This window comes from Nonomuraea sp. NPDC050451 (assembly GCF_044458585.1).
Window position 1 is genome coordinate 354,759 of record NZ_JBITHZ010000008.1, and the last position, 21,082, is coordinate 375,840.

Annotated in this window: 18 protein-coding genes; 12 read left to right on the plus strand and 6 right to left on the minus strand. The window is 72.7% G+C overall.

Annotated features, from left to right (window positions below):
* The first annotated feature begins 18 nt into the window (after positions 1 to 18).
* From ACIBI9_RS26605 to ACIBI9_RS26620, 4 genes are all read left to right on the plus strand, one after another.
* On the plus strand, positions 19 to 1,047 hold the full coding sequence (locus tag ACIBI9_RS26605) for a DUF917 domain-containing protein (protein ID WP_397225330.1): 1,029 nt from the start codon (positions 19 to 21) through the stop codon (positions 1,045 to 1,047).
* Complete coding sequence (locus ACIBI9_RS26610; protein WP_397225332.1) at positions 1,044 to 2,624, plus strand: PucR family transcriptional regulator; 1,581 nt, start codon at positions 1,044 to 1,046, stop codon at positions 2,622 to 2,624. Before ACIBI9_RS26605 ends, ACIBI9_RS26610 begins: the two co-directional genes overlap by 4 nt.
* 116 nt (positions 2,625 to 2,740) lie before the next feature.
* Positions 2,741 to 4,765, plus strand: a complete 2,025-nt coding sequence (locus ACIBI9_RS26615) for a hydantoinase/oxoprolinase family protein (protein WP_397225334.1) — start codon at positions 2,741 to 2,743, stop codon at positions 4,763 to 4,765.
* Positions 4,762 to 6,390, plus strand: a complete 1,629-nt coding sequence (locus tag ACIBI9_RS26620; RefSeq protein WP_397225336.1) for a hydantoinase B/oxoprolinase family protein — start codon at positions 4,762 to 4,764, stop codon at positions 6,388 to 6,390. Before ACIBI9_RS26615 ends, ACIBI9_RS26620 begins: the two co-directional genes overlap by 4 nt.
* A gap of 11 nt (positions 6,391 to 6,401) precedes the next feature.
* Here the strand turns inward: ACIBI9_RS26620 and ACIBI9_RS26625 are convergent, their stop codons facing one another.
* A complete protein-coding gene (locus tag ACIBI9_RS26625) occupies positions 6,402 to 7,694 on the minus strand; it encodes an MFS transporter (protein WP_397225338.1) in 1,293 nt (430 codons plus the stop codon).
* A complete protein-coding gene (locus ACIBI9_RS26630) occupies positions 7,694 to 8,278 on the minus strand; it encodes an ArsR/SmtB family transcription factor (protein WP_397225340.1) in 585 nt (194 codons plus the stop codon). The genes ACIBI9_RS26625 and ACIBI9_RS26630 overlap by 1 nt, the downstream gene beginning before the upstream one ends.
* A gap of 178 nt (positions 8,279 to 8,456) precedes the next feature.
* Here ACIBI9_RS26630 and ACIBI9_RS26635 point away from each other — a divergent pair, with 178 nt between their 5' ends.
* Positions 8,457 to 9,683 (plus strand): hypothetical protein, encoded by a 1,227-nt coding sequence (locus tag ACIBI9_RS26635; protein WP_397225342.1) that lies wholly within the window; start codon positions 8,457 to 8,459, stop codon positions 9,681 to 9,683.
* A gap of 35 nt (positions 9,684 to 9,718) precedes the next feature.
* On the opposite strand, the gene ACIBI9_RS26640 is transcribed toward ACIBI9_RS26635, so the two are convergent.
* Together ACIBI9_RS26640 and ACIBI9_RS26645 are read right to left on the minus strand one after the other, a co-directional pair.
* A complete protein-coding gene (locus ACIBI9_RS26640; protein ID WP_397225344.1) occupies positions 9,719 to 10,555 on the minus strand; it encodes a metallophosphoesterase family protein in 837 nt (278 codons plus the stop codon).
* 18 nt (positions 10,556 to 10,573) lie between these two features.
* Positions 10,574 to 10,915 carry a hypothetical protein gene (locus tag ACIBI9_RS26645; RefSeq protein WP_397225346.1) on the minus strand — a complete coding sequence of 114 codons (342 nt, stop codon included), beginning with the start codon at positions 10,913 to 10,915 and terminating at the stop codon, positions 10,574 to 10,576.
* Between the two features lie 80 nt (positions 10,916 to 10,995).
* On the opposite strand from ACIBI9_RS26645, the gene ACIBI9_RS26650 reads away from it, so the two are divergent.
* The gene (locus ACIBI9_RS26650) at positions 10,996 to 11,616 is read left to right on the plus strand and encodes a YigZ family protein (RefSeq protein WP_397225348.1); all 621 of its coding nucleotides are present in this window, start codon (positions 10,996 to 10,998) and stop codon (positions 11,614 to 11,616) included.
* Here ACIBI9_RS26650 and ACIBI9_RS26655 read toward each other — a convergent pair whose 3' ends face one another.
* The gene (locus ACIBI9_RS26655; protein WP_397225350.1) at positions 11,617 to 12,846 is read right to left on the minus strand and encodes an isochorismate synthase MenF; all 1,230 of its coding nucleotides are present in this window, start codon (positions 12,844 to 12,846) and stop codon (positions 11,617 to 11,619) included. It lies immediately after the preceding gene.
* Between the two features lie 217 nt (positions 12,847 to 13,063).
* On the opposite strand from ACIBI9_RS26655, the gene ACIBI9_RS26660 reads away from it, so the two are divergent.
* Positions 13,064 to 13,897 (plus strand): GDSL-type esterase/lipase family protein, encoded by an 834-nt coding sequence (locus ACIBI9_RS26660; protein ID WP_397225352.1) that lies wholly within the window; start codon positions 13,064 to 13,066, stop codon positions 13,895 to 13,897.
* A 21-nt stretch (positions 13,898 to 13,918) separates the two neighbouring features.
* Here the strand turns inward: ACIBI9_RS26660 and ACIBI9_RS26665 are convergent, their stop codons facing one another.
* Positions 13,919 to 14,632, minus strand: a complete 714-nt coding sequence (locus ACIBI9_RS26665) for an HNH endonuclease family protein (protein ID WP_397225354.1) — start codon at positions 14,630 to 14,632, stop codon at positions 13,919 to 13,921.
* Positions 14,633 to 14,704: 72 nt separating this feature from the next.
* Here ACIBI9_RS26665 and crcB (ACIBI9_RS26670) point away from each other — a divergent pair, with 72 nt between their 5' ends.
* The 5 genes from crcB (ACIBI9_RS26670) to ACIBI9_RS26690 all read left to right on the plus strand — a co-directional run bounded on the left by crcB (ACIBI9_RS26670) (position 14,705) and on the right by ACIBI9_RS26690 (position 21,042).
* The gene (crcB, locus tag ACIBI9_RS26670) at positions 14,705 to 15,166 is read left to right on the plus strand and encodes a fluoride efflux transporter CrcB (RefSeq protein ID WP_397225356.1); all 462 of its coding nucleotides are present in this window, start codon (positions 14,705 to 14,707) and stop codon (positions 15,164 to 15,166) included.
* Positions 15,163 to 15,519: a fluoride efflux transporter CrcB gene (gene crcB / locus ACIBI9_RS26675; RefSeq protein WP_397225358.1), complete on the plus strand. Its 357-nt coding sequence runs from the start codon at positions 15,163 to 15,165 to the stop codon at positions 15,517 to 15,519. The genes crcB (ACIBI9_RS26670) and crcB (ACIBI9_RS26675) overlap by 4 nt, the downstream gene beginning before the upstream one ends.
* 346 nt (positions 15,520 to 15,865) lie before the next feature.
* Positions 15,866 to 17,545: a GTP-binding protein gene (locus ACIBI9_RS26680; protein ID WP_397225360.1), complete on the plus strand. Its 1,680-nt coding sequence runs from the start codon at positions 15,866 to 15,868 to the stop codon at positions 17,543 to 17,545.
* Between the two features lie 86 nt (positions 17,546 to 17,631).
* Positions 17,632 to 17,757, plus strand: coding sequence for a hypothetical protein (locus tag ACIBI9_RS26685; RefSeq protein ID WP_394496676.1), 126 nt, complete (start codon positions 17,632 to 17,634; stop codon positions 17,755 to 17,757).
* Positions 17,758 to 17,937: 180 nt separating this feature from the next.
* Positions 17,938 to 21,042 carry a PDZ domain-containing protein gene (locus tag ACIBI9_RS26690; RefSeq protein ID WP_397225362.1) on the plus strand — a complete coding sequence of 1,035 codons (3,105 nt, stop codon included), beginning with the start codon at positions 17,938 to 17,940 and terminating at the stop codon, positions 21,040 to 21,042.
* The last annotated feature ends 40 nt before the right edge of the window (positions 21,043 to 21,082 follow it).

The following is a 21,082-nucleotide window of genomic DNA, read 5'->3' on the forward strand; positions in this document are numbered from 1 at the left end:
CCGGTGGGGAGGCGAGCCGTGGTGATCGACGAGGACGGCCTCGCGCGGCTTTCGGCCGGGGCGCGGATGTTCGCGACCGGGGCGGCGGAGTCGGCGCACACCCTCACCCTCGACTGGGCGGGCTCGCTGATCGGGCCGGGCGTCGAGCTGGTGACGGCCGAGGAACTGGCGCCGGAAACGTTGTGCGTGGCCGTCAGCCTGGTCGGGTCCACGACCGCGCTGGGGGAGCAGCTGCCCAGGGGCGACGAGCCCGCCCGTGCCGTGCGGGCGCTGGAGCGCAGGCTGGGGGAGCGGGCCGGGGCCGTGGTCGCGCTCAACCTGGCCGCCGAGAACGCCCTCGTCCCGCTCATCGCGGCGGCCCAGCTGGGCGTGCCGCTGGTGGACGGCGACGGCACGGGGCGGGTGTTCCCGCTGCTGGAGCAGACGACGTACGCGCTGGGCGGGATGAGCCCGGCGCCAGTGGCGCTGGCGGGCGGATCGGGCGAGCTGGTGCTGCTGGAGACGGCCGGCGACCGGGTTGAGGAGCTGATGCGCCCCGTCGTGCTGTCGGTCGGCGGATGGGCGGTGGCGGCCTGCTACCCGATGGCGGCCGGCGACCTGGCGCGGGTGCTCGTGCCCGGGACGGTGAGCCTGCTGCTGCGGGCGGGCGAGCCCGGGGCGCCCCGCTCGGCCGCGGCGCCGTTCGGCGTGCGCACCCTGTGCAGGGGGCGGATCCTGGCGGTGGAGGGCAGCACCGGGCACGGCGCCGACGTGTCGCTGCCGTCGCTGCCGTCGAGCATCGTGGTGCAGGAGACGGAGGGGCTGCGCCGGCTGGTACGGCTGGAGGCCCACAACGAGATCGTGCTCGCGCTGGCCGACGGGGCCGCGGTGGCGATGACGCCGGACCAGATCTGCATGATCTCCACGGCCGACGGGATGGTCGTGGACGTCGACAAGGCGGTGCCCGGCCTGGAGGTGGACGTCATGGTCGTGAAGGCCGCGCCGGTGTGGCACACGGATCGGGGGCAGAGGTTGGGCGGGCTGCACGCGTTCGGGATCCCGCTGTGACGGGGCCGCGCGCGGGGTGGGAGGCGCCGGTCACGGTGGCCGAGCTGGTCAACGCCGGGCCGCTGGCCGGTGCCAGGATGTACGGCTCGGGCGAGAACCCCGTGCACCAGGTGCGGATCGTGGACGAGCTGTCGGTGTTCGGGACCGTGGCGCCGCACACGGCGGTGGTCCTGATCGGGACGGCGGCCAGCGGCGGGTGGGCGGTCGAGATGGCCACCCGCCGGGCGTGGGAGCAGGCGGCGGCGTGCGTGATCGCGCCGGCGGGCGGGCTGAGCGAGGGCTCCGGCGAGGTGCTGGCGGAACGGCTCGGCGTCACGCTGATCTTCGTGGACGAGGATCCGCTGATCGTCGCGGTCCGGGTCGCCTCGGCGGCCGCCCGCCCGGAGGCGGCCCGCACCCAGCTCGTGGCCCGCTGCGCCACCCGCCTGGCCGAGGCGGGGCCCTCGGCCCGTCGCGTGCTGGGTGTCCTGAACGCCGAGCTGCCCGGCACCTCGGTCACCCTCATCGACCGGTACGGCCGCCACCTGGCCGGCGCCCGGTCCGACGTCGGCACCCGGTCCGACGCCGGGCCCCGGTCGGACGTCAGTGCCCGGTCCGACGCGGGATCCCGGCCGGACGTGAGCGCCCGGTCCGAGGGGAGTGCCCGGGCCGGTGGTGGGGCGGGGGCTCGGTGGTCGGCCGAGGTGGAGGTGCCCGATCTGGACGGCGGCGTGCTGGGCACGCTCGTGGCCGGCGGGTCGTCCCGGTCGCCAGGATGGCCGGCGGCCGTGCGTACCGTGCTGAGGCTGGCGGTGGCCCCGCTGGCCGCCTGGGCCGCGCAGGATCGGCTGCGGGCCTCCCGCGACTTCGCCCTTCAACGCGCCCTCGCCGAACGCCTGCTCGCCGACGCCGAGCAGGAGCCCCGGGAGCCCCGGGAGCCAGGGGAGCCGGAGGAGGGCGGGGCGAGGGCGGAGGCGATCGCGCTGGGCTGGCCCGTCGAGGGCGCGCTGACCGCCTATCAGGTCCGGCCGACGGCGGAGGCGGGCGACGCCGCGCTGGCCGGGACGCTCATCGCCGCGGCCGTGGGCCGGGTGCCCGTGCTGCCGCGCGGCGAGGGCTGGGCGGGATGGTCGGCGCTGGACCCCGGCGAGCTCGCCGAACGCCTCCATCGCTGCCTGCGGACGATGCCCTGGCCGTGCGCCGCCGGGGTGGGCGCGCCCGTGGAGGGACTGCGGTCGGTGGAGGAGTCGCTGCTGGGAGCCGAGGCGGCGGCGTTCGTGGCGGGACCGGGCACGGTGGCGCGCGCGGATCGGATGGGGCCCGCCGAGCTGCTGGGCGCGCTGCCCACCGGCGTCCTGCGCACCCCGGCCACCGTCGTGCTGCGGCCGCTGCTGGCGGTCGACAAGGACGGCACGCTGCTGGAGACGCTGGCCGCGGTCCTGGACGAGGGCGGCGCGCTGAAGGCGGCCGAACGGCTGGGCGTGCACCGCAACACGATCACGACCCGCCTGGAGCGCATCAAGTCCGCGGGCTTCGAGCTGGACGACCCCGCCACCCGCCTGGCTCTGCAACTCGCCTGCCACGTCCTCCTCCGCTGATCCTGCCGCCGCCCCACTCTTACAGCCCGCCGGGCGTGCGGGATGCACTGGAAGGGGTCCTGCCCTGTGCGGGCCGCACATGCGGGCGGTGGTCCCGTCGGCGTACGGTGCAGCGCATGAGCTATCGCGTCGCCATGGACATCGGCGGCACCTTCACCGACGTCGTCTGCTACGACGAACGCAGCGGGACGGTCACCGCCTCGAAGGCGCCCACCACTCCGGGAGACCTGGCCGAGGGGGTGTTCGCCGCGCTGGGCCGGGTCGTCGACGACCCGGCCGAGATCTCGTTCTTCGTGCACGGCACCACGCAGGGGCTCAACGCGCTGCTGGAGCGCAAGGGCGCCCGGGTGCTGCTGCTGGCCGGTCAGGGCGGCAGGGACGTCTACCAGATCGCCAGGGGCAACCGCGACCGCATGTTCGACCTGCGTTACCGCAAGCCCGCGCCGCTGGTCCCGCGCGAGGACGTCATGGAGGCCGGCGGCCGGCTCGACTACCTGGGGCGCGAACTCGTGCCGCTCGACGAGGAGTCGGTGCGGGCGGCGGGGCGGCGCGCGCGGGAGGAGGGGTTCGACGCGGTGGCCGTGTGCCTGCTGTTCTCCTACGCGAACCCGGCGCACGAGCTGCGGGCCGGCGAGATCCTGCGCGAGGAGCTGGGCGACGACGTGCTGGTCGTGCTCTCCCATGAGGTGGCGCGGGAGTGGCGCGAGTACGAGCGGACCTCGTCGGCGGTGCTGGAGGCGTACACCGGGCCCGTGGTGCGACGCTACCTGGCCAGGATCGAGCGGCGCTTCGCCGAGCGGGGCCTGGCGGTGCCGGTGCACGTGATGCAGTCGTCGGGCGGGCTGGTGAACGCCTCGTACGCGATGCGCAGGCCGTTGCAGACGCTGCTGTCCGGGCCGGTGGGCGGCACGATGGGCGGGGTCGCGGCGGCCCGGTTCATGGACAGGGAGAACGCGATCTGCATCGACATGGGCGGGACGTCGTTCGACGTGTCGCTCGTGGTGAACGGGCGGCCGGACGTCAGCGCCGAGGCCCGCATCGAGGGCTACCCGGTCCTCATGCCCATCGTGAACCTGCACACGATCGGCGCGGGCGGCGGCTCGATCGCGTACGCCGAGGCGGGCGCGCTGCGGGTCGGGCCCGAGTCGGCCGGGGCCGTGCCCGGACCGGCCTGCTACGGCAGGGGCGGCACCCGGGCCACGGTGACCGACGCGAACGTGGCGCTCGGCCGGGTGGACCCGGCCTGGTTCGCGGGCGGGCTGATGGCGCTGGACGTGGAGGCGGCCGGTACGGCGGTGGCCACGCTGGCCGACGAGCTGGACATGGACCCGCTGCTGCTGGCCGAGGGGATCTGCGACGTGGCCAACGCCAAGATGGCGCAGGCGATCCGCACGCTGACCGTGGAGCACGGGATCGAGCCGCGGGAGTTCGCGCTGGTGGCGTTCGGGGGCGCGGGGGCGATGCACGCCGTGTTCATCGCGCGCGAGCTGGGGATCTCCGAGGTGGTGGTGCCGCGCTTCCCCGGGGCGTTCTCGGCGTGGGGGATGCTGGAGGCCGACGTACGCCGGGATCTGACGCATCCGTACTTCCGGTCGCAGGACACGCTCGACGCCCCCGACATGTCCCAAAATTTCGTGACCTTGGAGGAAGACGCCCTGGCGGCGCTCTCCACCCAGGGCGTTCCCGACGACCGGCGCCGGGTCGAGCACGCCGTGGACATGCGCTACGAGGGCCAGGACTACACGCTGACCATCCCGCTGCGCGACGCCGCCGAGCCCGCCGAGCCCGGATTCCTCGAGACGATCGCGGCCCGCTACGCCGAGGCGCACACCAGCCGCTACGGGCACGCCACCCCGGAGGCGCCGGTGGAGTTCGTCATGCTGCGCAGCACCGGGCTCGGCTCGTTCCCGCGCACCGCCCCGACCGCGCAGGAGGGCCCCGGGGAGCGGGCGGCGTACGTACGGGATGTGATCTTCGACGGGGCCGTGCACAGCACCCCGGTGCTGCGGCGCTCCAGCCTCGACGGCGAGCTGGCCGGGCCCGCGATCGTGGTCGAGGAGACCGCGACGACGGTCATCCCGCCCGGCTGCGTGGCCACTGTGGACCCCAACGGCTTTCTCATCGTGAAGGTGAACCTTTGATCGACCCCGTCACCACGGAGATCATCCGCTGCGCGCTGCTGCAGGCGGCCGAGGACATGAACACCACCCTCATCCGCAGCTCCTACACCCCCGTCATCTACGAGGCCAAGGACTGCGCGGTCGCGCTGCTGGACCGTGACCACAACGTGCTCGGCCAGTCGTCCGGGCTGCCGATCTTCCTGGGCAACCTGGAGGTGTGCACCCGCGAGACCGAGCGCCTGTACGGGCGGGAGGCCTGGCAGGAGGGCGACGTGTGGGTGCTCAACGACTCCTACATCGGCGGCACCCATCTCAACGACGTCACGGTCTACGGGCCGATCTTCGTGGAGGGGGAGCTGGCCGGGTTCGCGGCGTCGCGGGCGCACTGGCTGGACGTCGGCTCCAAGGACCCCGGCGGCTCCATGGACTCCACGTCGATCTTCCAGGAGGGCCTGCGGATGGGCCCGGCCAAGGTGTACGCGGGCGGCGCGCCCTGCCGCGACCTGCACGAGGTGATCGCCCGCAACGTACGCTTCCCGCACGCCACACTCGGCGACCTGCGCGCCCAGGTGAGCTGCGCCATGACGGGCCAGCGGCGGCTGAAGGAGATCGTGTCCCGGTGGGGCCTGGACACGGTGCTGGCCGCCCGCGACGAGATCTTCGCCCAGACCGAGCGCATGGAACGCGCGGCCATCGCGGCCATCCCCGACGGCGTCTACGAGGCCTCCGGCTTCCTCGACAACGACGGCATCGACCTCGGCACCCCGCTGCCGGTCAGCGTCACGGTCGCGGTGTCGGGCGAGTCGATGCACGTCGACCTGACCGACTGCGCCGACCAGGCGCTCGGCCCGGTCAACTGCGGCGCGGCGCAGGCCGTGGCCGCCGTACGCGTCGGCTACAAGCTGCTGGTCTCGGGCGACGTGCCGCTGAACGGCGGCTCGTTCCGCCCGCTGTCGGTCGAGACCCGGCCCGGCTCCATGCTGGCCGCCGAGTCGCCCGCCGCCTGCCAGTACTACTACTCGCACCTGGGGCTGCTCATCGACCTGGTGGTCAAGGCGCTGGCGCCGGTGCTGCCGGACAAGGCGGCCGCGGCCTCGTACGGGGACTCGATGATCGTGCAGTTCACCGGCACGGACCCGCGTACCGGCAAGCTGTACGTCTCCCAGGAGGCCACGGTCGGCGGCTGGGGCGCCTGGGACGGCGGCGACGGCGAGACGTGCCTGATCAACAACGTCAACGGCGCGCTGCGGGACATGCCCATCGAGGTGCTGGAGACGCTGTTCCCGGTCCGGGTGCGCCGCTACGAGATCCGCCCCGACACCGGCGGGGCCGGGCAGTGGCGGGGCGGGAACGGGGTGGTGCGCGAGTACGAGTTCTGCGGGGACACCTCGCTGTCGCTCTGGTTCGAGCGCTCGGTCACCCCGGCCTGGGGCCTGGCCGGCGGCGAGCCGGGCGTGCCGCCGCGCGTCACCCTCAACCCGGGCACCCCGGACGCCCGCGAGATGCTCAAGGCGAACGCGCTGCCGGTCACGGCGGGGGACGTGCTGCGCTGCGAGTCGGGCGGTGGCGGCGGCTACGGCCCCGCCGACCGCCGCTCCCACGCGGCCACGGCCACCGACCTGACCCAGGGCCTGATCACCCGCTGATCACCCGCTGATCACCCGCTTGAACGGCCCGCCGTACCGGCGCTGCCCTCTGGCGCCGGTACGGCGGGCGGGCCGTGGCCGCGCAGCCGGTCCATCTCGCGCCACTCGGGACGCAGCCCGGTCAGGCTCGTGACGAGCGCGTAGGCGATCCCGCACGACAGCAGCACCGGCGCCAGGCCGGCCGCCGTCACCGCCGCCCCGCCCAGCAGCCCGCCCAGCGGGATGCCGGCCCACATCACCGCGCCCTGAATGGCGCCCACCCGGCCCAGGAGGTGCCGGGGCACGCGCTCGTACGAGATCGCGCCCAGGATCGGGTTCAGGAAGCCGGCGCTGAACCCGATCACCACGGACGCGGCCACCAGCCCCCACACCGGCACGTCCACGGCCAGGATGAGGAACTTCGGCGGCCCGCCGAGCAGGAACGCCACGAAGAACACCGGCCTGCGCCGCATCCGGTGCGCCGCCGCGGCGGCCACCAGGCTGCCCCCGACGGCGGTCAGCCCTATCACGCTGACGATCAGCCCGAGGACGGCGGGGCCGTGGCCGGACTCCTTGGCCCACACGGGAGCGAGCACCTGGCTCCAGGCCGCGTCCAGCAGGTTCGTGGCGGTGACCATGACGATCATCGCGAGCAGCAGCGGCTCGCCGCGCAGGAACGTGAAGCCCTGGCCGAACCGCCGCCAGTAGCCCTCCTCCTCTTCGTGCGCGGGGGCGCGGTGCCCGAGGCCGCGCGGCAGCGCCACGGCCACGACCGCCGATCCGAGCGCGAACAGGCCGGCGCTGACGCCCAGGCCGGACAGCGGGCCGAGCAGCGCCACCATCGCGCCGCCCGCCCCCGGTCCCACGGTCGTGGCCAGCCGCTCCGTCACGCCCATCAGCCCGGTGGCCCGCTCCAGCGGCACCCGCCCACGTTCGGCCGCCTCCGGGATCATGATCTCCTTGGCCAGGTCGCCCGGCCCGCGGGCCGCGCCGATCACCGCCACCAGCGCGACGATCACGCCCAGCGCGAGCAGGCCGAGCGCGTGCAGCACGACCATCGCGGCGGCGGCCGAGGCGCTCACGACGTCGGCGACCCACGAGATCCGGCGCGGCCCCGCCCGGTCCACGAGCGGTCCCGTCAGGGCCTTGACCAGCACGTACGGAGCCATCTCCGCGAACGCCACCAGCCCCGTCCACACCGCGCTGCCGGTGGTCGTCAGCACGAACCAGGGCAGCGCGATGGCCGACACCCGCGTCCCCGTCATCGACACGGCGATGGCCGTCAGCACCCCGGCCATCGGCCGTAAGGACCTGCGCGGCTCCATCACGGCTCCTCGGGGGTGTCCAGCTCGGGGATGACCTGCGTCATCAGGTAGACCCGGACCGCGTCCGCCGGCGCCTCGTCGCCGTCGCGCCGGTAGCGCGCGAAGAGCTCCGTCAGGTCCGCGCGCAGCCGCCGCGCCTCCTCCACGGTGAGGCGGAACGGGATGGAGCTGAGGTCGAACACGCCGCGCCACGGCGTCGGCATGGTCTGCAGCTCGTTGAGCGCCTGCTGGGTGCGCAGGTTGTAGAGGGCGGCGATGGACTGCATGTACGTCAGCACCGCCTCCGGCTCGCGCTCGGACAGCCCGTCGTCGTCGGTGAGCCGGGTCGTCCGGTGGACCGAGCGCCACCAGCGCTCCCGCGCGTTGCCGCGTTCGGTGTCCTCCTCCACGAACCCGGCGGCGCCGAGCCTGCGCAGGTGGTAGCTGGCCGTGCCCGAGTTCACCCCCAGGCGTTCGGCCAGGCGGGTGGCGGTGGACGGGCCATGCTTGCGCAGCAGGTCGACGAGCTGCACCCGCAGGGGGTGGGCGAGCGCGCGCAGGCCCTTGGCGTCGAGGACGACCACGTTGTCGGGGGATGGCGTCATGGCACGAAGCCTAAACCGCAAACACTTCTTCGCAAACACTTCTTCGCGAAGAAGTGTTTGCGGTTTCCGGTTCACGGAAAAAGACCGCCGACGAGGCCTCGGTCGGTGACAATGATCGTCACGGGACGAACGGGGCTGCAGTGGCTCATGTGCCACTGTTCTGACAAGGGGAACTACATTGCGTCATTTACCTATTCGCCTGCTCGCCGGCGGCGCCGCGCTCGCCGCGACCGCCGCCGGGGCCGCCGTGCTCATGCCGGTGACGCCCGCCGAGGCCGCCCGGGTCGAGGCGACCTGTGCCAACAGCGCCGACGACGCCAAGACGCTGCAGGCCGCGATCGACTCCTCCCACGAGGGCGACGAGATCGTCATCAAGGGCCCGTGCCTGATCAACGCCACGATCAGCCTCCTCGACCGGCGCACGTACCGTGGCGACGCCAAGGCCGGGGCGGTGCTCAAGCAGGCGGACGGCGCCAACCTGCCCGCGGTGCTCGCCTCCGAGGGCTGGGTGAAGAACACCGACACGAGCGGCGAGACGGTCCGCGTCGAGCGGCTCACGATCGACGGCAACCGCGACAACAACAAGGGCACCGTGGGGCTGCTGCTGCGCTCCTGGAACACCCGCGTGTACGACGTCGACATCTACGGCACGCCGTCCGACGGCATCCGCATCAGCAACCCGTCGCAGAACGGCACGCTGCTCAAGAACACGATGGTCAACAGCGTCATCAGCGACGTCTACATCGAGGGCGCCGCCGAGGCCGGGCTGCGCGTCGTCGACCCGGGCAACTCCGTCACCGACTGGACGCTGCAGCGCTCCTGGATCGGCTTCAGCGGCACGAACGCCATCGAGAGCGACAACGCCGCCGGATGGACGTTCAGCGACCTGCACCTGTACGCGACGCCGAAGAACGCCATCGACGCCCACCGCTGCTTCGGCACCTCGATCGACAACAACTACATCGAGGACTTCGGCGCCGAGAGCACCGCGAAGCAGACGTACTACGGCATCCGCTGCGACCTGCAGGGCGACGCCAACACGACGATCACCGACAACCGGATCCACAAGTTCCTGCCGCCGCCGAACGCGCTGGCCGAGCTGCGCGAGGCCCGCCGGCAGGGCTCGCCGCCGCCGGAGCGCAAGTACGCCGCCACCGGCCCGCTGCCTGCCGACGTGAGCTTCGTCTACCTCGCGCTGGACGCCGTCAACTACGGCGCCGGGCACGCGGCGGTCACCGGCAACACCATCCTGGGCCACGGCACCAAGCAGGAGACCGGGATGCTGCTGAACAAGGGCGACGGCGACGGTAAGTCGATGTCCGTCGTCACCGGCGGCAACCTGATCGACGCCATCGGGGTGCCGCGCAAGGCCGGCTCCGGGGTGAGGCTCACCCGCGGCTGGTGACCGGGGGAGGCGCCTGCCCGCGCGGGCGGGCGCCTTCAGGTGACGATCACATCGCGCAGGAGCTTGCGGCCGCCCGGCCTGCGCCGCCACTCCCTGGGGTAGCCGAGCGACACCTCCTCGAAGCGCACGCCGTCGTACCAGGTGACGCGGGGGATGTGGAGGTGGCCGTAGATCATGGCCGCGGTCGGGTAACGGGTGTGCCAGTCCCTGGTGGCGGTCGTGCCGCACCACTGGGCGAACTCCGGGTAGCGCAGGATGTCGGTCGGCTCGCGTACCAGCGGATAGTGGTTCACGAAGACCAGCGGCACGTCGTCCAGCCCGGCCAGCCGCCTCCTGGTCAGCTCCACCCGGGCCCGGCACCACGCCTCGCGGCTCGGGTACGGGTCGGGGTGCAGAAGATACTCGTCGGTGCAGACCACGCCGGTGCTGTGCGCGTACGCGAGCGCGCTCGCCTTGGTGCGGTGGCCCGCCGGCAGGAACGTGTAGTCGTAGAGCAGGAACAGGGGCACGATCCGGACCGGCCCGCCGGCTCCCTCCCACACCGGATAGTCGTCCTCCGGCGTCACAACGCCCAGGTCGCGGCACATGGCGACGAGGTGGTCGTAGCGGGCCGCGCCCCGCAGCTCCGGCGGGTCCCCCGGCGGGGTCCACAGCTCGTGGTTGCCCGGCACCCATACGACCCGCTCGAACCGCGCGGCCAGCAGGCCCAGCGCCCAGGCGATGTCCTCCAGCCGTTCGCCGACGTCGCCCGCGACCAGCAGCCAGTCTCCGGGGTCGGCCGGTTTCAGCTCCTGGACGATGGCCCGATTGTCCTCGTAGCCGACGTGCAGATCGCTGACGGCCAGCAGCCTGCTCCCGCCTTCGCTGGGCAAGGACGTCCCTCCTTCACGCTAGAGGACGGGGGCGTTGTCCCCTGTGACGATCATGCCACCCGCCATCCTGGGCAACATGGCCGCGACCTCGCGCGCCAGGTGCGGGTCGGCACGGAACGCCTCCATGATGGCCATTCTCAACGCCGCGCGGCTCGGCTCGTCGTCCGGCTTGGCGCTCGCCACCGTCTCGATCACCTGTCTGGACGCGGCGTCACCGCGACCGAAGACCCGTTGCAGGATGCGGGTGCCCCGGGCCACGGCCGTGTCGGCGGCCAGCTCGCGGGTCTTGGCCAGCACGCTCACGCCGTAGGCGTCGATCGCCGAGGAGACGAAGGGCATGAGGTGGTTCACAGTGTCCATGAGACCCTCCCGTAGGTCCTGATGGAATGACGAGATGGTAGCTTCCGGAGTTCGTCCGGCAAGGGCATAACCTGTCGAATGTGCCTGCGCCGTACCTGACCCTCACCTCCGTCGTCGAGCACGAGACGGAGGCGAAGCGCTCCCGGTTCATCTGCGCGCTGGCGCCCGCGCGCAGCGTCGAGGAGGCGGTCGCGTTCATCGGCGAGCGGCGGCAGAAGCATCCCGGCGCCACCCACAACTGCACCGCATACGTCATCGGGCAGCGCGTCCAGAAGGGCGACGACGACGGCGAGCCGGGCGGCACGGCGGGCACGCCGATGGTGCAGGCCCTGGTGGGCAGGGGGTTCAGCGACGTGGTGGCGGTGGTGACCCGCTATTTCGGCGGCACCCTGCTGGGGGCGGGCGGGCTGGTACGCGCCTACGGTTCCGCCGTGACCGAGACGCTCGACCGGGCCGAGCCGGTGCGGATGGTGCCGGCCAGGGTCGTGCGCGTCGCGGTGGCCCACGACCAGGCCGGGCGGGTGGAGAACGACCTGCGGGCCTCGCGCCACCCGGTGCGCGAGGTGACGTACGCGGGCGAGGTCACCTTCGCCGTCTCCGTGGGCGAGGACGAGGTGGCGCCGTTCGCGGACTGGTTGGCGACGCTGACGGCCGGGCGGGCGCGCGTGGACGTGGGCGAGGAGATCCACGTCCCCGGCTGATCAGCCCTCCAGCGCGTACTGCATGACCCTGAACTTGGCCTGGGCCTCGGCCAGCTCGGCCGCCGGGTCGGAGTCGCCCATGATGCCGCCGCCCGCGAACAGGCGGGCCCGGCGGCCCTGCACGAGCCCCGAGCGCAGCGCGATGCCCCACTCGCCGTCGCCGTGGGCGTCGATCCACCCGACGGGCCCGGCGTAGCCGGCCCGGTCCATGCCCTCCAGCTCGCGGATGACCTTGATCGCGGTGGGGGTGGGGGTGCCGCCGACGGCGGCCGTCGGGTGCATGGCGGCGACCACGTCGAGGACGGAGGCCCCGTCGGCCAGCCGCCCGGTGACGTGGCTGGCCAGGTGCTGGACGTTGGGCAGCATCAGCAGCTCGGGTTCGTCCGGCGTCTCCAGCGAGGCGCAGAGCGGGGCGAGCGTCTGGCGGACCGAGGCGATGGCGCACTCGTGCTCGTGCCGGTCCTTCGGCGAGGCGAGCAGCGCGGCCCCGCGGGCGAGGTCGTCGGCCGGGCCGGTGCCGCGCGGGGTGGTGCCGGCCAGCACGAGCGACTCGATCTCCTGGCCCGTACGCCTGATCAGCAGCTCGGGCGTGGCCCCCACCAGCCCCGCGACCGAGAACGTGTAGCACTCGGGATAGCGCTGGGCCAGCCGCGTGAGCAGCAGGCGCACGTCGATGGGCCGCTCGGCGGTGGCGACCAGGTCGCGCGCCAGCACGACCTTCTCCAGCTCGCCCTCGCGGATGCGCTTGGCGGCGCTGGCCACGACGTGCTCCCACTCGGGGGCGCTCAGGCTGCCGTCGCCGTAGCTGATGCGGCCCGGGTCGCGGATGGGGGAGAACGTCTCCAGCGGCGCGTCGCCGATCGTGGTGAGCCAGGCGTGGCCGTCGCGGCGGGCCAGCACGGCGCGCGGGACGACGAGGACGGAGCCGTGGGCGTCCTCGTCGAAGGTGAAGCTGCCGAACGCGACCGGGCCGGAGCCGGGGGTGCGGACGGCGTCGTCGACGTGGGCGTCGCCGAACACCGTGGCCAGCCACTGGCGGGCCCAGGCGAACCGGCCCGGGCCCGGGGGTACGGCCACCCGCGCGGCCTGTCCCCAGCCGACGAGGCCCTCGCCGTTCCTGACCCAGGCGTAGGGAGCGGTCCTGGGCAGGGATGCCAGCAGGTCGCCCGGGTCGCCGACAGGGGTGGTGCGAACCGGTAGCGGGCGGGTTGTTCCGAGCGCGACACTCACCCAAGACACTCTATGCGGGAACTGAACACGTTCGACTCAGACCCCCGTGAATGCGAGGTTACGGTCAACGAACCCGGATAAAACCAGACGTTGAGCTGCATTTACCCCATCCCGATCGGGTCCGGGCTGTCAAGCGGCGATATGAAGTCGGTCCTGAAATCACAGACCTGGCGCGTACGTCATGGCCGGTCGCCGATCCGCTTCCTACCTTGGGTCCATGATCGGTCGCCTGGGCTCAGTCCTCGCCGCAATGCTCCTCGTCTCCGCCACAGGTCCGGCGCAGGCCGCCGCGCCCCAGTCCGTCCCCGAGATCATGGCCGCGCTCGGCGACTCCATCTCCACCGGCTTCAACGCCTGCGGCTTTTACGTCTCCTGCACCCCACGCTCGTGGTCCTCCGGCGACAACCGCGAGGTGAACAGCCACTACCTCCGCCTGTCGGCCATGTCTGGAACGCTCCAGAAGCACAACCTCACCTTCGCCGTCCCCGGCGCCACCAGCGCCGACCTGCTCGGCCAGGTGCGCAAGGCCGTCGAGGCCAAGGCCGACTACGTCACGATCCTGATCGGCGCCCAGGACGCGTGCGTGCGCACCGAGCAGGCCATGACGCCCGTCGAGACGTACCGGCAGCGGATCGACGCGGCCCTTGCCGAACTGCGGGCCGGCATGCCCGCGGCCCGGGTGTTCATCGCCAGCATCCCCGACCTGCGGCGGCTGTGGCAGGTGGGCAGGACCACCCCGCTCGCCCGCACGTTCTGGACGGCCGGCCACATCTGCCAGACCATGCTCGCCAAGCCGACCTCGACCAAGCGCGCCGACGTCGAACGCCGCCAGCGGGTGCGGGCGCGGGTCATGGCCTACAACCGCGCGGCGGCCCAGGCGTGCGCCGGCTTCGGGCCCGGGTGCCGCACCGACGGGGGCGCGGTGTTCTCCTACCCGTTCACGCTCGACCACGTCAGCAAGTGGGACTACTTCCACCCGAACATCGACGGACAGCAGGTCCTGGCCGAGCAGACGTTCGAGCACGGCTTCACCTGGGCCGACCCGCGCTAGCCCGCCCCCTCAGCGGCCCGGTCAGCGGCACTGGGTCAGCATCATCCTCTTGTCCGCCGGGGTGACGGGCACGTTGTACTTGAGCGCGACCTGCGCGAAGCGGGTGACGTACGCGCAGCGGACGCGCCGCTGCGACGGTAACCAGCTCGCCGGGCCGGAGGCGTCCTTCTGCTCGTTGGCGTAGCCGGCCACGGGCAGCAGGTTCAGCGGGTCGTTGGCGAAGTCGAGCCGCTTGGACATCCGCCAGCGCGGCGCCCCCATGCGCCAGGCGTAGTTCAGCGGCACCACGTGGTCGACCTGCACCTCGTCCGGGTTGTCCTTGTGCCAGTGGATGGTCCTGCCGGTATAGGGGTCGCTCAGCTCCATGGAGACGACCTCGCAACTGGAGCCCGCCCGGTACTTCACGTTCCTGCCGTCGCGGGCCAGCAGGTCGTCGCGGGTGCGGCAGCCGTTGCGCGCGTACGGCACCCCGGTCGCGGTGTCGGCCCAGTTGTCGCCGTACCGGGTGCGCTCGTAGCCGGTGTTGGGGCCGAGCCCCTTGACGCGCACGCGTTTGATGAGGTCGCGTGCTCTGGCCTTGTCGGCGTTCGAGATGATGGGTGCCAGGCCGGGCCGGGTCCCGCTGGCGTTGCCCAGGGGGCTGGTGGCGGTGGCCGGAGAGGTCTTGGCGCCCCCGACGAAGGAAACGACGATGATGGCTCCCGCTAGAAGGGCGATGGCGTCCTTCGTACTCAAGCAGGCCTCCGAACATCAAAGGTTGTCTAGAGAAATTCCCGGCATCCGGTGTTTTGACACGGGGAGGGTTATGTGACTGATCGTCCGATCGACCCGGACGTCGATCTCCACATCCCGGCACAGCGCGCTGAGCTGCACTGGCCCGTGCTCGCCGCGATCGCGGCCGGGGGCGCACTGGGCGCGCTCGGGCGCTACGGCCTGCAGTCGGCGCTGCCGTCCGGGCCGGCGGACTTCCCCTGGGCGACGTTCCTCGTCAACGTGTCCGGGTGCCTGCTGATCGGCGTGCTCATGGTGGTGATCACGGAGGTGCGGCCGGCGCACCGCCTCGCGCGGCCGTTCCTGGGGGTGGGGGTGCTGGGCGGGTACACGACGTTCTCCACGTACGCGGTGGACATCCAGCGGGCGGTCGCGGCGGGGGCGGCGCTGACGGGGCTGGTCTACCTGGCGGTCACGCTGGTGGCGGCGCTGGCCGCCGTGGTGACGGGCATGTGGCTGACCAGGCGGATCGCCAGGATGCTGGCGGGCGTGCGATGACGGTGCTGCTCATCGTCCTCGGGGCGGCGCTCGGCGCGCCGCTGCGCTATCTCGCGGACCGGGCCGTGCAGGCGCGGCACGACACGGTGTTCCCGTGGGGGACGCTGACCGTGAACGTGGCCGGCTCGGCGCTGCTGGGCTTCCTGGCCGCGCTGCCCGCCGCCGGCGGGGTGATGGCGCTGGCGGGCACCGGGTTCTGCGGGGCGCTGACCACGTACTCGACGTTCGGGTACGAGACGGTGCGATTGATGGAGGAGGGCGCGCGCTTCCACGCGGTGGCCAATGCGGCGGCCAGCGTGGTGGCCGGGCTGGGCGCGGCCTACTGCGGGGTGGCCCTGGCACAGGCTCTGTAAATGGTTCGCCGGTGCCGCTCCCGCGATGGCAGGATGGCCCGGCAACTGCCCGCCGACGATCAGGAGCATGAGATGCGGTGCCCCGGAATCTCCCAGCGCCCCATTGGCACGAGAGTTCCCGAGGACTTCCAGCACCGTGCACATCCTGAACTTGAAGCGCTCCCCACGGATGAATCCGGGGGATTCCAGCCGTCCCAACCGTGCGGCTATGCGCACGGTCGCGACGCTGTTGCTTGGCGGTTCACCTTCCGGCCCCGCGTTCGCGGGTTTCCACGCCCCGGCCCGCAAACCCGTTCTGGGTGACGCGAGCTCCGCCCTTCCGGCGGTGAGTACCTTGGCCTCACTCGTGAGCTTGGTTGTCACTCACATGTTCGACCGCGACTCACCCTACCCGAGCGGAGTGCCCTGCCGCAGCTTGTTCCCGTCCATGCGCGCGCTCGGCGTGCTCGACGGCGCCGTGCTGGTGCTGTCGGCCGTCGAGGGCGTGCAGCCGCACACGCGGGTCCTGATGAAGACGCTGCGCAAGCTGCGCCTGCCCACGCTGATCTTCGTCAACAAGATCGACCGGACGGGGGCCAGGGAGCGGGAGCTGCTGGCCGACATGCGGCGGCGGCTCTCGCCGTACTGCGTCGCCCTCAACACCGTGCGGTACCTCGGCTCCAAGGCGGCCGTCACCGCCGGCGTCGCCTCGCCAGAGGCGGCGGCCGAGGTGCTGGCCGAGCGGGACGACGGGCTGCTGGAGCTGCTCGTCGAGGGCAAGACGCCCGACTCCGGCCAGGTACGCGCGGCGCTGGCGCGGCAGTGCGCCGCCGGGGAAGCGCATCCGGTGCTGTTCGGCTCGGCGCTGACCGGGCAGGGCGTCGGCGAGCTGCTCGACGCCGTCCACCTGCTGCCCGCCGTGACCCAGCCGGCAGGGGACCCGGGGGAGGGGGCGCGGGCGACGGTGTTCGCGATCGAGCGTGCCCCGTCCGGGGAGAAGGCGGCCTACCTGCGGGTACGCGCGGGCGCGCTGCGGGCGCGCGAGCACCTCGCCTTCCACCGGGGGCGGCACTCCTACGACGGCAGGCTGACCGCGCTGGCCGTCGCGGGCTCCCCCGAACGGCGGCAGGCGGTGGCCGGCGACATCGTCAAGGTCTGGGGCGTGCCCGAGATCCGCGTCGGCGACCACCTGGGGGAGCCCGGGCCGGCGCACCAGGCCCATTTCACCCCGCCCAGCCTGGAGACCGTGGTACGGCCCCGCGTCCCCGGCCAGGAGCCGCGCCTGCACGCCGCGCTGCTCACGCTGGCCGAGCAGGATCCGCTGATCGCCACCCGGACCCTGGCCGGCGGCGAGACCTCGGTCCTGCTGTACGGGGAGGTGCAGAAAGAGGTCATCGGCGAGACCCTGGCCAGGGACTTCGGCGTCGAGTCGCTCTTCGAGCCGAGCCGGCCCGTCTACTTCGAGCGCCCGTCGGGCGCCGCGGAGGTCGTCGAGGAGATCCAGCGCCAGGGCCGCAACGAGTTCATGGCCACCGTGGGCCTGCGCGTCGAGCCGGGCCCGAAGGGCTCCGGCGTCGGCTACCGGCTGGAGGTCGATCTCGGCTCGCTGCCGCTGGCCTACCACCGGGCCATCGAGGAGAGCGTGCGCCAGGCCCTGGGCGAGGGCCCGCACGGCTGGCCGGTCACCGACGTGCTCGTCACGGTGACCAGGACCGGCTACGCCCCGCCCATCACGGTCGCGGCCGACTTCCGCGGCCGTGCCCCGATCGTGCTCATGCGGGCGCTGCGCCTGGCGGGCACGACCGTGTACGAGCCGTGCCACCGGTTCGAGCTGGAGGTGCCGCTGGAGACGTTCAGCGCGGTCACCGCCAGGCTCGCCGCGCTGGGCGGTGAGCTGCACGACACCGCCAGGCGCGGCGACACCTGGGTGCTGGAGGGGGAGATCCCGGCGGCGGCGGTGCACGAGTTCGAGCGGCGGCTGCCGGGGCTGTCGCACGGGGAAGGCGTCTGGTGGTCCGCGCCGGCCGGTGATCGGCCCGCTCGATAGGTGGAATGTCGGATTTCTGCCTTAGGTGGGTATTAAGTGGCACAGTGCACCATTCCGGGGTGCATGTCCGTACAGGGGGGAATCCCATGGCAGACACGAAGAAGAAACCCGCCGCCAAGTCCGGCAAGTCGAAGAAGCAGTCCATCAAGACCAGCAGGCAGGCCAAGGAGACGAAGCGGGAGACCCGCAAGTCGACCTCTGACGAGGAATGACCCGGACGGGGCAGCGGTGGTCCGGTTGCCCGGGCGGACGACCGGGCGGTCGCGGGGGGAGAATTCTGACCGCCGGTCGGGACGGCCGGGCAGCTGTGGCGAATTGTCTGACCCGGGTGATGTGATCTGACAGCCGGGGGCGCGCGCCCTCGGCTGTCGGCTCGACCAGGAGTGGCTCTCATGTCCGGCTACCTGCGCTTTCCCGCCGTCTTCCAGGACGTGGTCGTCTTCGCGGCCGAGGACGACCTGTGGATGGTGTCCGCCAAGGGCGGGCGGGCCTTCCGGCTGACCGCGGGGCTCGCCGAGGCGGGCTATCCGCGCATCTCGCCGCGCGGCGACCAGCTCGCGTTCGTCGGCAGCGAGGAGGGCCCGGAAGAGGTGTACGTCATGCCGTCCGACGGCGGCGCCGCCCGCCGGGTCACCTTCCACGGCGCGCGCTGCACGGTCACCGGCTGGGACCCCGAAGGCCGCATCCTGTACGCCAGCGACGCGGCCCAGCCGTTCGAGCACCGCAATTGGCTGCACCGCGTCGCGCCCGGCGGGGTCCCGGAGCGGCTCCCGTACGGGCCGGCCAACTCGATCGCGTACGGGCCCGAAGGCATGATCGTGCTCGGCCGCAACACCGCCGACCCGGCGCGGTGGAAGCGCTACCGCGGCGGCACCGTCGGCGACCTGTGGATCGACCCGCGCGGCGACGGCGAGTTCCGGCGGCTGATCAGGCTGCCGGGAAATCTGGCCTCGCCCTGCTGGAGCGGCGGCCGGGTCTGCTTCATCTCCGACCACGAGGGCGTCGGCAACGTCTACTCGTGCGCCCCCGACGGCCAGGACCTGCGCAAGCACACCCACCACGACGACTACTACGCGCGCAACCTGTCGGGCGACGGGCACCGGCTGGTCTACCACGCCGGCGCCGACCTCTACCTGCTCGACCCCGGCGAGCCCGCCCGCAAGCTGGACGTGGTGCTGGCCAGCTCCAGGACGCAGCGCAACCGCAGGTTCGTCGACCCCGCCGACTACCTCGACGGCGCCACGCTCAGCCCCGACGGCAGCGCGCTGGCCGTCACCGCGCGCGGCAAGGCGTACGCGATGGCCGACTGGGAGGGGCCGGTGACCCAGCACGGCTCGCCCGACGGCGTCCGCTACCGGTTCCTGACCTGGCTCAACGACGGCACCCGGCTGATCGCGGCGGCCAGCGACGACCGCGACGAGGAGCGGCTGGTCGTCCTCGAAGGCCACGAGGGCGGCGGCGGCACGGAGGTGGCCAGGCTGGGGCGGATCATCGCGCTCGTCCCCGACCCGGCCCACGACCGGGTGGCCGTCGTCAACCACCGCCACGAGCTGCACCTGCTCGACCTGGCCACCGGGCGGCCGGTGCTGGTGGAGGCCAACCCGCACGGCTCGCCCGAGGACCCGGCCTGGTCGCACGACGGCCGGTGGCTGGCGTACTCGAGCCCGCTCAACGCGCAGTCCAGCGCGATCAAGCTGCACCACCCCGAGACCGGGCGGACGCTGCAGGCCACGGAGCCGGTGCTGCAGGACTCGATGCCGGCGTTCGACCCGCAGGGCCGCTACCTCTACTTCATCGGCCAGCGCACCTTCTCGCCGGTCTACGACCAGCTCCAGCACGACCTGGGCTTCCCGCTGGGCACGCGCCCGTACGCGGTGGCGCTGCAGGCCGACGCGCCCGACCCGTTCGTTCCCGTGCAACGACCCCTGGGGGAGGACGAGGAGGACGGCGACGAGCCGGAGCAGCTGCAGGTCGACGTCGACGGGCTGACCCGGCGCGTCACCCAGTTCCCGCTGCCCGAGGGCCGCTACGAGAGGGTGGCCGGGCTCAAGGGCAAGGCGCTGATCCTGACCAGCCCGCTCGAAGGCGAGAGCTCGCTGCACCTGTTCGACTTCGCCAAGGGCAAGAAGGTGCACTTCGCCGACGGCGTCACCGACTTCGAGCTGGGCCGCGACCACAAGACGCTGCTCTACCGCGCGGACTCCAGGCTGCGCGTGGTCAAGGCGAACGAGCCGCCCGAGGACGAGGAGGCGCCGGGGCGCGAGAGCGGGTGGATCGACCTGTCGCGGATCAAGGTGTCGGTCTGCCCCGAGGCGGAGTGGCGGCAGATGTTCCGGGAGGCGTGGCGGCTGCAGCTGGAGAACTTCTGGAGCGAGGACATGGCAGGCATCGACTGGCCGGCCGTCTACGACCGCTACCGGCCGCTGGTCGAGCGGGTCACGACCCGGGGCGAGTTCTCCGACCTGCTGTGGGAGCTGCACGGCGAGCTCGCCACGAGCCACGCCTTCGAGAGCGGCGGCGAATACCGTCCAGGGCCCGACTACACCCAGGGCAAGCTGGGCATCGACTGGGACTACCGCGACGGCGTCTACCACATCCGCTCCATCGTGACCGGTGACCCGTGGGATCCGGAGGCGACCTCGCCGCTGAACCGGCTCGGTGTCGACGTATGTACGGGGGACGCGGTCCTGGCCATCAACGGCGCCCCCATAGGCGCGGCCGCGACCCCGAACGAGCGCCTGGTCAACCAGGCCGGCGAGGAGGTCGAGCTGACGCTGCGGCGGGAGGATCAGGTGTTCACCGTCACCGTGCGCGCCCTCTCCGACGAGCGGCCGGCCCGCTACCGCGACTGGGTCAACCTCAACCGCGCCGAGTGCCACCAGCGCTCCGGCGGCCGGGTGGGCTACCTGCACGTGCCCGACATGGGGCCCGACGGGTTCGGGGAGTTCCACCGCGGGCTCCTGGCCGAGTACGACCGGCAGGCGCTCATCGTGGACGTGCGCTTCAACGGCGGCGGTCACGTGTCGGCGCTGCTGATGGAGAAGCTGGCCAGGCGGCGGCTCGGCTACGACTACCCGCGGTGGGGCGACCCGGAGCCCTACCCGCCGGAGTCGCCGCGCGGGCCGCTGGTGGCGATCGCCAACGAGTGGGCGGGCTCCGACGGCGACATCTTCAGCCACACCTTCAAGGTGCTGAAGCTGGGGCCGCTGGTCGGCAAGCGCACCTGGGGCGGCGTCATCGGCATCTGGCCGCGTCACCAGCTCGCCGACGGCACGGTGACGACGCAGCCCGAATTCTCCTTCGCCTTCGACGACGTCGGCTGGCAGGTCGAGAACTACGGCACCGATCCCGACATCGAGGTCGACATCACTCCGCAGGACTACGCCAGAGGCGTGGACACGCAGCTCGAGCGGGCCATCGACGCCGCGCTGGAGCTGCTGGCCGAGCGTCCGCCGCACACTCCCGATCCCCGGCATCGGCCGCGCATGCAACCTTAGTGAGGTTACGGGCGTCTAAGGATCATAGGTGGGGAAAGCG